This is a genomic window from Enterobacter sp. SLBN-59 (assembly GCF_024807915.1).
In the GTDB taxonomy this organism is placed as follows: Bacteria; Pseudomonadota; Gammaproteobacteria; order Enterobacterales; family Enterobacteriaceae; genus Enterobacter; species Enterobacter asburiae_B.
The window spans coordinates 4,389,384-4,402,393 of record NZ_JANUFI010000001.1 but is presented as its reverse complement, the minus strand read 5'-3'; the positions used below and the strand labels follow the sequence as shown (position 1 = coordinate 4,402,393).

Below are 13,010 nucleotides of genomic sequence, written 5' to 3'. Positions count from 1 at the left end.
TTGCGGCGGTAACGAAAGAGGATAAACCGTGTCCCGTACTATTATGCTGATCCCTACCGGAACCAGCGTCGGCCTGACCAGCGTCAGCCTTGGCGTTATCCGTGCTATGGAACGCAAAGGCGTTCGTCTGAGCGTCTTTAAGCCAATCGCCCAGCCACGTGCTGGTGGCGATGCGCCAGACCAGACCACCACCATCGTTCGCAAGAACTCCAATCTGCCAGCGGCTGAACCGCTGAAGATGAGCCACGTTGAGTCTCTGCTGTCCAGCAACCAGAAAGACGTGCTGATGGAAGAGATCATCGCTAACTATCATGCTAACGCGCAAGACGCGGAAGTGGTGCTGGTTGAAGGTCTGGTCCCGACGCGCAAACACCAGTTTGCCCAGTCTCTGAACTTTGAAATCGCGAAAACCCTGAACGCAGAGATCGTTTTCGTGATGTCTCAGGGCACCGACACCCCAGAGCAGCTGAACGAGCGTATCGAACTGACGCGCAGCAGCTTCGGCGGCGCGAAAAATACCAACATCACCGGCGTGATCGTGAACAAGCTGAACGCACCGGTGGATGAGCAGGGACGTACTCGCCCTGACCTGTCCGAGATTTTCGACGACTCTTCCAAAGCGAAAGTCATCAAAGTTGACCCGGCTAAGCTGCAGGAATCCAGCCCTCTGCCAGTACTGGGCGCGGTGCCATGGAGCTTCGATCTGATTGCAACCCGTGCAATCGATATGGCGCGTCACCTGAACGCTACCATCGTTAACGAAGGCGACATCAACACCCGCCGCGTGAAGTCCGTGACCTTCTGTGCGCGCAGCATTCCGCACATGCTGGAACACTTCCGCGCAGGTTCCCTGCTGGTAACCTCCGCAGACCGTCCTGACGTACTGGTTGCCGCCTGCCTGGCCGCGATGAACGGCGTGGAAATCGGTGCGATCCTGCTGACCGGTGCCTACGAGATGGACCCACGCGTCAGCAAGCTGTGCGAACGCGCGTTTGCGACCGGCCTGCCGGTCTTCATGGTGAATACCAACACCTGGCAGACCTCCCTGAGCCTGCAGAGCTTCAACCTGGAAGTGCCGGTTGATGACCACGAGCGTATCGAGAAAGTTCAGGAATACGTTGCGGGCTACATCAACGCAGACTGGATCGAATCCCTGACTGCAACCTCCGAGCGCAGCCGCCGCCTGTCTCCTCCAGCATTCCGTTATCAGCTGACCGAGCTGGCGCGTAAAGCGGGCAAACGCGTTGTTCTGCCAGAAGGCGACGAACCACGTACCGTTAAAGCGGCTGCTATCTGTGCAGAGCGCGGCATCGCGACCTGTGTGCTGCTGGGTAACCCGGATGAGATCACCCGCGTTGCGGCGTCTCAGGGCGTTGAGCTGGGCGCTGGCATCGAAATCGTTGACCCTGAAGTGGTTCGCGAGAGCTACGTTGCTCGTCTGGTTGAGCTGCGTAAGAGCAAGGGCATGACCGAAGCCGTTGCGCGCGAACAGCTGGAAGACAACGTGGTGCTGGGCACGCTGATGCTTGAGCAGGACGAAGTTGACGGTCTGGTTTCCGGTGCGGTTCACACCACGGCGAACACCATCCGTCCACCGCTGCAGCTGATCAAAACCGCGCCAGGCAGCTCTCTGGTTTCTTCCGTGTTCTTCATGCTGCTGCCTGAACAGGTTTACGTTTACGGCGACTGCGCGATCAACCCGGATCCAACCGCAGAACAGCTGGCAGAAATCGCTATCCAGTCCGCGGACTCCGCGATTGCCTTCGGTATCGAACCGCGCGTAGCAATGCTCTCCTACTCCACCGGTACCTCTGGTGCTGGTAGCGACGTAGAGAAAGTACGTGAAGCGACCCGTCTGGCGCAGGAAAAACGTCCTGACCTGATGATCGACGGCCCGCTGCAGTACGACGCCGCCGTGATGGCCGACGTAGCGAAATCCAAAGCGCCGAACTCGCCGGTTGCAGGTCGCGCTACCGTGTTCATCTTCCCGGATCTGAACACCGGTAACACCACCTATAAAGCGGTGCAGCGTTCAGCAGACCTGATCTCCATCGGGCCAATGCTGCAGGGCATGCGCAAACCTGTGAACGACCTGTCTCGTGGCGCGCTGGTTGACGATATCGTCTACACCATCGCGCTGACCGCGATCCAGTCTTCGCAGCAGCAGTAATGTTAAAAAGCCCGGTGGCGCCAGCGCTTACCGGGCAACAAAAAGGCGACCACTTAACGGGTCGCCTTTTTTATTTACAGCAGCTCTCGCGCCGCCGATACAATGTCATGTGCCGTCAGGCCATACTCCTTCTGCAGGAAATCCTGTGTCCCCACCTGGCCGTAACGCTCCTTGACGCCCACCCGCCGCATCGGTACCGGGCAGGTTTCCACCAGCACCTCCGCCACCGCCGATCCCAGGCCGTTGTGAATACTGTGGTTTTCACAGGTGACGATGCGACCGGTTTTCTCGGCGTAGTTTTTCACCAGCATCCGGTCGATGGGCTTCAGGGTAAACATGTCGATGACCGCCGCGCTGACCCCCTCCTGCTCAAGCTGGCGCGCCGCTTCCAGCGCTTCTGCCACCATGATGCCGTTGGCAATCAGGGTTATATCGGTTCCTTCGCGCAGCACGTTGCCTTTACCAATGGTGAAGGTTGACTCCGGCGCATACACGCTCGGCGCCTGCTTACGGATGGTGCGTACCCAGTAGAAGCCTTCGAGGTCGATAAGCTGGCGCAGCACGTCCTCAAACATCACCGCGTCGGTCACCTCCAGCACCACCGAATGCGCCAGACCGCGTACGATGCCCATATCCTCAAACGACATATGCGTTCCGCCGTTGTGGCAGGCCGTCACGCCCGCATCCGAGGCAATCACCTTCACGTTGTTGCGCTGATAGTCCAGGGACATAAACAGCTGGTCGAAGCAGCGACGGCTGGCAAACGCGGTGAAGGTATGAACGAACGGTATACGCCCGGTAAGCGACAGCCCCGCCGCGGTGCCGATGACGTTGGCCTCCATAATGCCGCAGTTAATCACGTGCTGCGGATAATCACGCGCCACGCCGTCCATCGCCATCGAGCTCATCAGATCCGCTTCCAGGGCGATAATCTCGCTTCCCGCCTCAATCTGCTTTGCCACAAAGCCCGCGTAGACCTTACGCATCTCAACGGCGTCTTTCTCTCCTGCCGGTGCAACCTTAATCATGTGAAGCCTCCAGTTGGCGAATCGTCTCGTTGAGGGCCGCTTTGCTCTCCGCGGTCAACCGCAGGTGGTGCGAGTTGCTGAGCTGTTCCAGGTACGGCACCCCCTGCCCTTTGATGCTGTCGAGGATGACGACTATCGGACGCGCGTCGGCAGCCGGGACCCGCGACGTCACCGCCAGCAGTCCCGGGATGTCGTCGCCCTTCACCGTCGCCACGTCAAAGCCAAAGGCGCGGAATTTCCCCTCCAGGTCGAACGCGCTGATGATTTCGTCCAGCTCGCCGTCGAGCTGCTGTTTGTTCCAGTCCACGAACACCGTCAGGTTGTTAAGGCGATGATGAGCGATAAACTGGAAGGCTTCCCAGCACTGCCCCTCGTTCAGCTCGCCGTCACCGACAATGCAGAAGACCCGATTCGGTCGCCCCGCCAGCCTGTGCGAGAGCGCCATACCGCCGGCAATTGAGATCCCCTGCCCCAGCGAACCGGTGGTGGCGTCCACACCGCGCGTTTTCAGACGGTCCGGGTGGCTTGGCAGGCGCGTGCCGTTCTGGTTCAGGGTGCTCAGCTCTTCCACAGGGAAGTAGCCCTTGATCGCCAGCGTGCTGTAGAGCGCCGGGCCCGCATGGCCTTTCGACAGAACAAAATAGTCTCGCTCCGGCCAGTCCGGATCCGCCGGGTCGATTTTCATCACCGCACCGTACAGCACGGCCAGGGTTTCAACCACCGACATACTGCCGCCATAGTGTCCAAAGCCCAGCTGCGTCAGGGATTTCAGCGTCTCAAGACGGATCTGACGCGCGAGTTCGGTTATCTCTTTCTCATTCATGATTTGGCTCCGGTGTTTTCCTGCGCGTTACCGCCCGCAGGTTTGTTTTTCGCGAAGATGTTGTACGCCACCAGCAGCGCGAACAACGCCACAACCAGTCCGGTGATGGCAAGCGGCGACAGGAAGCGCGCCAGGTTGCCGAGCACAATCCCGACCGCGCCAAAGTCGGCGTCCGAGAAGGTAGTGTTGGCAAAGCCAATGGCGCCCAGCACCGGCAGCAGCAGAACCGGCAGGAAGGTGATCAGCAGGCCGTTAGCAAAGGCGCCAATCATTGCCCCGCGGCGTCCGCCGGTGGCGTTACCGAACACGCCCGCCGTTGCGCCGGTGAAGAAGTGCGGCACGACGCCCGGGAGGATCAGCACCCAGCTAAACTGACCGCAGATGAACAACCCTACAATCCCGCCGAGGAAGCTGAACAGGAAGCCAATCAGCACCGCGTTTGGCGCATAGGGATACACCACCGGGCAGTCCAGCGCAGGACGGGCGTTCGGCACCAGTTTTTCCGAGAAGCCGGTAAAGGCCGGAACGATCTCCGCCAGAATCAGGCGCACGCCCTGCAGGATGATGAACACGCCCGCCGCGAAGGTGATCGCCATGATGATGGCGTAGACCAGGTAGTTCTGACCGCCGCTGAAGGTAGCCTCCACGTACTCACGTCCGGCGCTCACCGCCATGATCAGGTAGATAATCATCATGGTCAGGGAGATCGAGATCGAGCTGTCGCGCAGGAAGCTCAGGTTCTTCGGCAGGTTCATCTCTTCGGTTGAGCGAGAGCCTTTGCCGACCTTGCTGCCAATCCAGCCGGACAGCACGTAGCCCAGCGTGCCAAAGTGGCCGAATGCAATCTCATCGTTGCCGGTAATGCGCTTCATGTAGCGCTGGGCAATCGCCGGGAAGAAGGCCATGATCAGGCCGAGGATCAGCGAGCCGGTAAAGACCAGCCCCACGCCCTCAAAGCCCGCTACCGTCAGGATCACGCCAATCATGCACGCCATATAAAACGTGTGGTGCCCGGTCAGGAAGATGTACTTCAGGCGGGTAAAGCGCGCGACGATAATATTCGCCACCATGCCGAAGGCCATAATAAGCGCGGTCGCTGCACCGTATTTTTCCAGCGCAATTGACACAATCGCTTCATTGTTTGGAATAATGCCCTGAATCGTAAAGGCGTGCTCAAACATACCGCCCAAAGGATTTAATGACCCCACCAGCACCGTGGCGCCGCCGCCCAGCACAATAAAGCCGAGAATGGTTTTAATCGTCCCTTTCACCACGTCCGAAAACGCTTTTTTCTGCGCAACCAGACCAATTAGCGCAATTAAACCGACCAGCACCGAAGGGACTTTTAAAATATCAACAACGAAATTCAGCGTTTCAAGGATAAACATATCCACCTCGCCTTATCAGGGTTATTGTCTTTCGAACCAGGCGCGCAGCTGCGCTTCAAGTTCGTTGATGTCGATGATGTTGTTAATCACCACCAGCTGGCTTTCCGGCACGCTGGCGCTGGCCGCAATGTCTTTTGCCATCACGAACAGATCGGCCGCGCCCGGCGTGGCCGAGGAGAGATCGGAATGTTCAACCTCAGCCTCAACCTCCAGCTTTTTAAGCACCTTTTTAATATTCATTTCGACCATAAAACTGCTGCCCAGGCCGGAGCCGCAAATAGCCATGATTTTCATTGTTGTCCCCTTATTTTGAGTAGAGCACGCCCCATCACGCTGTCGCGTAATGTTGTGAATAATCGGATTAAAGAATTAAATCAGAAGCGGTCAATAACCGTTTTAATTTCCTCCAGGGTATTCGCCTGATGCAGTTTCTCCATATCCTCGTCGCTGGAAAATAATTCTGCGAGTGCGGATATCATTTCGATATGGCTATGTTTATCCGGTGCCGCGAGCATAATAATGACATCGACAGGGTCAAACTCACCGGCACCAAACGAGACGCCCTGTTTTAGTTTTAATAAAGACAACCCCAGTCCTTTGGCGCCTTCCTCCGGCCGCGCGTGCGGCATCGCCAGCCCTGGTGCCAGCACATAATAGGGTCCTAACGTGTGGTGCTGCTGGATGATGGCCGTGACGTATTCAGGCTCAATCACCTGCAAATCCAGAAGCGGCTTCGCGCACAGCTCCAGCGCCTGCGGCCAGTTTTCCACGCTGTCCTGCAGCGTGATGGTTGTATCATATATCCATTTTTTGAGCACTTTTCACTCCCGCTACACGCTAAAGATGAGCAAACTTTATTCAACACATCGCTGAATGACTGCGATCGCGATCACAAAGATAGCGCTACCAACCGTTAACATGCAGAAATGTGATAGCGCTATCAAATTGCGATCACGGTGCTAAATCACAGCAAAAAAAGGGATTTAAGGCGTATACTGCCTGTCACGTGAAGCGAAGGAAATGAAGAACGCGTCTGGTCAGCAGGAAGGTGTATGTCTCTAACCCGAAAACGGCGCAGTACCGGTAAAGTGACACTCGCCGATGTCGCACAGCTTGCCGGTGTGGGCACGATGACCGTGTCCCGTGCACTCCGCACGCCCGAACAGGTTTCCGATAAACTACGTGAAAAAATTGAAGCTGCCGTGCAGGAGCTGGGTTATATGCCTAATCTTGCCGCCAGCGCGCTGGCCTCGGCGTCGTCATGGACGATAGCCATGGTGGTGCCTAACCTCTCCGAAGCCGGATGCTCGGAGATGTTCGCCGGACTACAGCAGGTGCTACAGCCTGCCGGGTATCAGATCATGCTGGCTGAATCCCAGCATCGCCTGGAGCAGGAGGAGAAATTGCTGGAGACGCTGCTGGCATCGAATATTGCCGCCGCAATCCTGCTCAGCGTTGAACATACCGACACCGTTCGCCACTGGCTGAAAAACGCCTCCATTCCGGTGATGGAGATGGGGGCCATGCGCGCCGACCCGATTGATATGAATATCGGGATTGATAACGTAGCGGCCATGTATGAACTCACGGAAATGGTGATTAAGCGCGGCTATCAAAATATTGGCCTGCTGTGCGCCAACCAGGAGCAGTGGATTTTCCAGCAGCATTTGCAGGGCTGGTACAAAGCCATGCTTCGCCACCATATGTCGCCGAACCGGGTTATTAACGCGGCGATGCCGCCGAGCTTCTCGACCGGCGCGGCACAGCTGCCAGAATTCCTGCTGGCGTGGCCGGAGCTGGATGCGCTGGTATGCGTCTCTGACGAGCTGGCCTGCGGCGCGCTGTACGAGTGCCAGCGCAGGCGAATCAAGGTGCCGGACGATCTGGCGGTGGTAGGCTTTGGCGATAGCGACGTGAGCCGCGTCTGTCAGCCGCCGCTGACGACGATGGCGGTGCCGCATCGTAAGATTGGAATTGAAGCCGGGAAAGCGCTACTGGAGCGTCTGAATGACGGGGACTGGCGCGATCAAAAGCCCATCGCGTCCAGTCTGTGTCTGAGAGAGAGTTGCTGACGCTTACTCAGCTTCTTCCTCTTTCTCTGATTTGGTCGATTCGTTTTTGGCGTTGCGGGTCATCCACAGCGCCAGCGCTTTTAACGAATCCGGCGTGAACTCGTCGCAGCGCGCGGTGACCTCTTCCGGCGTCATCCAGCTGACTTCACTCACCTCTTCTTCCTGCAGAGCGAACGGGCCGTGGGAGACGCAGCTAAACAGCCCGCCCCAGACGCGGCAGTTTTCGTCTTCGAAATAGAACTGACCGTGCTCGGCAAACGGCACACCGGCGATGCCTAACTCTTCTTCTGCTTCGCGACGTGCGGAATCCAGCAGCACTTCATCTGCCTGAACAACACCGCCAGCGGTGGCATCCAGCATACCCGGGAGAAAATCTTTGGTGTCCGTGCGGCGCTGGACCAGAATTTTGCCCATACCGTCGTGCACAACGATGTATGTTGCGCGGTGGCGCAGACGCTCCGCACGCATTTGTTCGCGGCTGGCCTGCGCGATCACTTCATTCTCTTCGCTGACAATGTCAACCCACTCTGTACTTGCCAAATGACTCTGCTCCACCATCGGGAAACCTTCTCTTCTAAGCGCTCTTTCGGCGCGTTTGCAGTTGAGGTGTAACTTACGGATTAATCGCTACCTGCGCAATAACTTGCTGATCATTAAGTGCGATAACGCTCAGGGTATTTCCATCCAGCATGCCATAGCTCGCAGGATAACCGCCTTTCGGTATGCTGACCGAACCCGGATTGAAGTGATAAATCTCACCGCGTTTTTCAGCAACCGGAATATGAGTATGACCGTAAACCAGGACATCGCCAGCCGCGAGCGCCGGGAGATTATCCGGGCTAAAAAGATGCCCGTGCGTCAGGAACAGGCGGCTTTGTTCCAGCAGCACCTGTTGCCATGGCGCGGTAAGGGGAAAATGCAGCAGCATCTGGTCCACCTCGCTGTCGCAGTTGCCGCGAACGGCAATGATGCGCGAGGCGTACGGGTTGAGCTTTTCCGCGACCTGCGCCGGGGCGTAGCCCTCCGGCAGCGCGTTGCGCGGGCCGTGGTTGAGGACATCCCCCAGAATAATCAGCCACTGCGCGCCGCTTTGTGCAAACAGGGAAAGAACACGCTCGGTAGCGGGCAGCGATCCATGGATATCCGACGCAAACATCAGTTTCATCAGTCACTCCTCGGGAAAACAGACTGCCCCCATCATACCTGAAGCGTCAGGGCTTATCAGCCCGCGCGCCTGGCAGATAGTGCCACATAGCGCTGCACGGAGGCGCGTTGCCACTGAAACGCGGCATAATCCACCAGCAGCTGCGGCACCTCATCGCCGTTGAGGATCAGGCGGTTTAGCATCAACGCCAGATCGGCGTCGGCGATGCACCACTCGCCGAACAGGTTCGGGTTGCCGTGTGCGAGGAGCGAGGTGGCGGTTTCAATCAGTTTTTGCGCGCTTTCACGGCCTTCTGCGCTGAGCGCTGGCTTTTTGACCCCGGCAAACACGACGTCCGTTGAGCGTTCCACGCGAATTGGCACCAGATCGCTACGCAGCCACGCCTGGATCTGCCGCGCCCGCGCGCGTTTTTGCAGGTCGTGAGGATAAATGCGCTCCCACTCAGGCGGCGCGAACCGATCTTCCAGATATTCATCAATCGCCGACGATTCGCTCAGGGCAAAACCGTCGATCTCCAGCACCGGCACGCGTCGGGTCAGGTCGTAACCCTGCCACTGTGGCTTGAGATGCTCACCGCCGTCGAGATCAACGGTCTTCAGCGTAAAAGTGAGTCCTTTTTCGGCCAGCGCAACGTATACGCTCATAACATAGGGAGAAAAGAAATTCGCATCGGACCACAACGTGATTACGGGCTGGTTCATAACATCCTCATCGGCTGATCGGGTTTTTACTCAACATATAATCTCTTTGCCTCGCTGTCACTTGATGAAAACTCACGATTTACAACAACCACCTATACTCATTTGTCATGGCACCACTATTCGCATGGACAGGAGTTGAGAATGATCGACCTTTATTACGCCCCTACCCCAAACGGCCATAAGATCACCCTCTTTCTTGAAGAAGCCGAGCTGGATTACAGGATCATTCGCGTGGATATCAGCAAAGGCGAACAGTTCAGCCCTCTCTTTCTGGCTATCTCGCCGAATAATAAAATCCCGGCCATTATTGATAACCAGCCGGCGGACGGGGGCAGGCCGCTGAGCCTGTTTGAATCCGGTGAAATTTTGCTCTACCTGGCGGAGAAAACCGGCAAACTGCTGAGCGGCGAACTGCGCGAGCGTCACCATACCCTGCAATGGCTCTTCTGGCAGGCGAGCGGGCTGGGGCCCATGCTGGGGCAAAATCATCATTTTACCGCTTACGCCCCGCAGCCCATTCCCTACGCGATCGAACGCTATCAGGTTGAGACTCAACGGCTGTATGACGTACTGAACCGTCGGCTGAAGAAAACGCCGTGGCTCGGGGGCGATCATTACAGTATTGCCGATATCGCCTGCTGGCCTTGGGTGAATACGCATGAAAAACACCGAATTGACCTGGCCGCTTACCCGGCGGTGAATAACTGGTTTGAGCGCATTCGGACCCGCCCGGCCACCGAGCGGGCGATGCAAAAAATCCAGCAGATTTAACCCGCTATGAGGCTGGGTGCCCGCGAGCCTCTCATGTATGATGAGCGTGAAATACTGACACGGAGAAGACCTGCAATGTCACAGCCAGACGCTATTATTCGTATAAAAAATTTACGCTTGCGTACCTTCATCGGTATCAAAGAGGAAGAGATCGCCAACCGTCAGGATATTGTCATTAACGTGGTAATTCACTATCCCGCAGACAAAGCGCGGGCCAGCGAAGACATCAACGACGCGCTGAACTACCGCACAATAACCAAAAACATCATTCAGTACGTGGAGAATAACCGCTTCTCTCTGCTGGAAAAATTAACTCAGGATGTGCTCGATATCGCACGCGAACATCACTGGGTCACTTATGCTGAAGTTGAGATCGATAAACTTCACGCCCTGCGCTACGCCGATTCCGTCTCCATGACGCTAAGCTGGCGACGCCAGGCGTAACCCTGGAGGTTGTATGAAGATTTTGCTGACCGGCGGCACGGGCCTTATTGGTCGTCACCTCATTGCGCGTCTGCAGGCCTTGCATCACGACATCACCGTGGTCACGCGCAGCCCGGAGAAGGCGCGCCAGGTGCTCGGGGCGGGTATCGATATCTGGAAAAATCTGGCCGAGCAGCAAAATCTGGACGGCTTCGACGCCGTCATTAACCTCGCGGGGGAACCCATCGCCGATAAGCGCTGGACGGAAGAGCAAAAACAGCTTTTATGCAGCAGCCGGTGGAATATTACCGAAAAGCTGGTCGAGCTGATCCGCAATAGCCACACGCCGCCTTCGGTGCTGATTTCAGGTTCAGCGGTAGGCTATTACGGCGATCTCGGTGAGGTAGTGGTGACCGAGGAAGAGCCACCGCATAACGAGTTTACCCACAAGCTTTGCGCCCAGTGGGAGCGTATCGCCTGTGCGGCGCAGAGCGATCGCACCCGCGTCTGCCTGCTGCGGACCGGCGTTGTGCTTGCGCCGAAGGGCGGTATCCTGGCGAAGATGCTTCCCCCTTTCCGGCTTGGGCTCGGCGGCCCCATCGGCAATGGTCGTCAGTACCTTGCGTGGATCCATATCGACGATATGGTCAACGGTATTCTCTGGCTGCTGGATAACGATCTGCGCGGGCCGTTTAACATGGTTGCGCCGTATCCGGTGCGTAACGAACAGTTTGCCCACGCGTTGGGGCATGCCCTGCACCGCCCGGCGATATTGCGCGTGCCTGCCACGGTCATTCGCCTGATGATGGGTGAAGCGTCTGTGCTGGTATTAGGCGGACAGCGGGCGATGCCAAAACGGCTGGAAGCGGCCGGCTTTGCGTTCCGCTGGTATGAATTAGAAGAGGCGCTGGGGGATGTGGTGCGGTGAATATGTTACAGTGACAGGCCATGTTCCGAAGATATGGCGTAACAATGGCAACGATCACCACTCCCCGGCTTCACCTCACTCCTTTCGAACCCACTGACTGGGCCTTCTTCCGTTCGCTGCGTGAAGATCGCAGCATCATGCGCTACATGGCCGCCATCGCGCCGGAAAAAGAGACCCGACGCACGTTTGCCGCTCGGCTCACTGCTGCCCATGTGTTTGTTATTCGCTTGCGGGATGATGATACGCCGCTTGGCGATATCGGCCTGCAAATCAGCCCTGAGAATCGTGAAGAGGCCGATATCGGCTACACGGTTGTGCCTGCCGCGCAGGGAAAAGGGATTGCCAGCGAGGCGCTGCGCGCGGTGTGTGATTACGCGTTTAACCAGACCAGCGTGAAAGCGATTAACGCGTACGTGCTGGCAGATAACGGCGGTTCGGTGCGCGTGCTGGAGAAAGCCGGGTTTGTGCGTACGCAGGTGCTGGAAAAGGCGTATGAAATTGACGGCGTGCGCTATGACGACTGGGTGTATCGGCTGGAGTATGCCGGCCGGCATCGGAATTAGTTGGCCCGGTAAGCGAAGCGCCACCGGGCGATTGGCTGCACTGCGGGCTGATGCCCTCACCCCAACCCTCTCCCACAGGGAGAGGGAGAACACCCAGTCCGTAGGCCCGGTAAGCGAAGCGCCACCGGGCGATTGGGCTGCACTGCGGTCTGATGCCCTCACCCCGCCCCTCTCCCACAGGGAGAGGGGGAAAGGCAAAACCTACTTCAACGACCCTTTCAGGAACTGCTGCAGGCGCGGGCTTTGCGGGTTCGCCAGCACCTCGTCCGGGTGGCCCTGCTCTTCAATTTTCCCCTGATGCAGGAAGATAACGTGGTTCGAGACGTTACGGGCGAAGCCCATCTCGTGCGTCACCACCACCATCGTTTTGCCCTCTTCGGCCAGCTTCTGCATGATGCGCAGCACTTCGCCAACGAGTTCCGGGTCCAGCGCGGAGGTCGGTTCGTCGAACAGCAGCACCTCCGGTTCCATCGCCAGCGCGCGCGCGATGGAGACGCGCTGCTGCTGACCGCCGGAGAGATGCACCGGGTATTTCATCTGCTGGCGCTCGTCGATACCCACTTTCGCCAGGTATTTCACCGCGCGCTCGCGGGCTTCCTGCTTGCTCAGGCCCAGCACCTGAATCGGTGCTTCCATCACGTTCTCCAGCACCGTCATGTGGCTCCAGAGGTTGAAGTGCTGGAACACCATCGTCAGGCGCGTACGCAGCAGTCGCAGCTGGTGCTTATCCGCGACCTTCAGCTGGCCGTCTTTATCACGGACCAGGTTAATATTCTGCCCGCTCACCACAATCGAGCCTTCGCTCGGCTTTTCGAGGAAGTTAATGCAGCGCAGGAAGGTACTTTTACCCGAGCCGGATGAGCCGATGATACTGATCACGTCGCCCGCATTCGCCTGCAGCGACACCCCTTTCAGCACTTCATGTTCGCCGTAGCGTTTGTGCAAATCAATAACGTTTAATTTGTTCTCAGCCATCAT

The 13,010-nt window shown here is 57.5% G+C and carries 15 protein-coding genes; 6 read left to right on the top strand and 9 right to left on the bottom strand.

Annotated features, from left to right (window positions below; translation table 11 throughout):
- Positions 1 to 28: 28 nt before the first annotated feature.
- Entirely contained in the window at positions 29 to 2,170 is a 2,142-nt protein-coding gene (pta, locus tag M2422_RS20995) for a phosphate acetyltransferase (RefSeq protein ID WP_023312545.1), read from the top strand.
- A gap of 74 nt (positions 2,171 to 2,244) precedes the next feature.
- On the opposite strand, the gene M2422_RS20990 is transcribed toward pta, so the two are convergent.
- From M2422_RS20990 to M2422_RS20970, 5 genes are all read right to left on the bottom strand, one after another.
- On the bottom strand, positions 2,245 to 3,198 hold the full coding sequence (locus M2422_RS20990; protein WP_064672890.1) for a transketolase family protein: 954 nt from the start codon (positions 3,196 to 3,198) through the stop codon (positions 2,245 to 2,247).
- Entirely contained in the window at positions 3,191 to 4,021 is an 831-nt protein-coding gene (locus tag M2422_RS20985) for a transketolase (protein ID WP_033146083.1), read from the bottom strand. The genes M2422_RS20990 and M2422_RS20985 overlap by 8 nt, the downstream gene beginning before the upstream one ends.
- Positions 4,018 to 5,409, bottom strand: a complete 1,392-nt coding sequence (locus tag M2422_RS20980; protein WP_047174242.1) for a PTS ascorbate transporter subunit IIC — start codon at positions 5,407 to 5,409, stop codon at positions 4,018 to 4,020. Before M2422_RS20980 ends, M2422_RS20985 begins: the two co-directional genes overlap by 4 nt.
- 21 nt (positions 5,410 to 5,430) lie before the next feature.
- Positions 5,431 to 5,703 carry a PTS sugar transporter subunit IIB gene (locus M2422_RS20975; RefSeq protein WP_063450399.1) on the bottom strand — a complete coding sequence of 91 codons (273 nt, stop codon included), beginning with the start codon at positions 5,701 to 5,703 and terminating at the stop codon, positions 5,431 to 5,433.
- Positions 5,704 to 5,783: 80 nt separating this feature from the next.
- Positions 5,784 to 6,227 (bottom strand): PTS sugar transporter subunit IIA, encoded by a 444-nt coding sequence (locus M2422_RS20970; RefSeq protein WP_033146084.1) that lies wholly within the window; start codon positions 6,225 to 6,227, stop codon positions 5,784 to 5,786.
- A 234-nt stretch (positions 6,228 to 6,461) separates the two neighbouring features.
- Between M2422_RS20970 and M2422_RS20965 the strand changes: the two genes are divergently transcribed.
- Complete coding sequence (locus M2422_RS20965) at positions 6,462 to 7,481, top strand: LacI family DNA-binding transcriptional regulator (RefSeq protein WP_029741925.1); 1,020 nt, start codon at positions 6,462 to 6,464, stop codon at positions 7,479 to 7,481.
- A gap of 3 nt (positions 7,482 to 7,484) precedes the next feature.
- Here the strand turns inward: M2422_RS20965 and yfcD are convergent, their stop codons facing one another.
- The 3 genes from yfcD to yfcF are packed head-to-tail and all read right to left on the bottom strand — an operon-like array spanning position 7,485 to position 9,347.
- Complete coding sequence (yfcD, locus tag M2422_RS20960) at positions 7,485 to 8,039, bottom strand: NUDIX hydrolase YfcD (protein ID WP_064672891.1); 555 nt, start codon at positions 8,037 to 8,039, stop codon at positions 7,485 to 7,487.
- 55 nt (positions 8,040 to 8,094) lie between these two features.
- Positions 8,095 to 8,646 (bottom strand): phosphodiesterase, encoded by a 552-nt coding sequence (gene yfcE, locus M2422_RS20955; protein WP_032659187.1) that lies wholly within the window; start codon positions 8,644 to 8,646, stop codon positions 8,095 to 8,097.
- Positions 8,647 to 8,702: 56 nt separating this feature from the next.
- Entirely contained in the window at positions 8,703 to 9,347 is a 645-nt protein-coding gene (yfcF, locus tag M2422_RS20950; RefSeq protein ID WP_023312553.1) for a glutathione transferase, read from the bottom strand.
- Positions 9,348 to 9,488: 141 nt separating this feature from the next.
- Here yfcF and yfcG point away from each other — a divergent pair, with 141 nt between their 5' ends.
- The 4 genes from yfcG (at position 9,489) to M2422_RS20930 (ending at position 12,032) form a co-directional block, all read left to right on the top strand.
- The gene (gene yfcG, locus M2422_RS20945) at positions 9,489 to 10,118 is read left to right on the top strand and encodes a GSH-dependent disulfide bond oxidoreductase (RefSeq protein ID WP_023312554.1); all 630 of its coding nucleotides are present in this window, start codon (positions 9,489 to 9,491) and stop codon (positions 10,116 to 10,118) included.
- Positions 10,119 to 10,193: 75 nt separating this feature from the next.
- On the top strand, positions 10,194 to 10,562 hold the full coding sequence (gene folX / locus M2422_RS20940) for a dihydroneopterin triphosphate 2'-epimerase (protein ID WP_023312555.1): 369 nt from the start codon (positions 10,194 to 10,196) through the stop codon (positions 10,560 to 10,562).
- A 13-nt stretch (positions 10,563 to 10,575) separates the two neighbouring features.
- Positions 10,576 to 11,469, top strand: coding sequence for a TIGR01777 family oxidoreductase (locus tag M2422_RS20935; protein WP_064672892.1), 894 nt, complete (start codon positions 10,576 to 10,578; stop codon positions 11,467 to 11,469).
- 44 nt (positions 11,470 to 11,513) lie between these two features.
- A complete protein-coding gene (locus M2422_RS20930; RefSeq protein ID WP_064672893.1) occupies positions 11,514 to 12,032 on the top strand; it encodes a GNAT family N-acetyltransferase in 519 nt (172 codons plus the stop codon).
- A 201-nt stretch (positions 12,033 to 12,233) separates the two neighbouring features.
- Here M2422_RS20930 and hisP read toward each other — a convergent pair whose 3' ends face one another.
- A complete protein-coding gene (gene hisP, locus M2422_RS20925; RefSeq protein WP_023312558.1) occupies positions 12,234 to 13,007 on the bottom strand; it encodes a histidine ABC transporter ATP-binding protein HisP in 774 nt (257 codons plus the stop codon).
- Positions 13,008 to 13,010 lie beyond the last annotated feature (3 nt).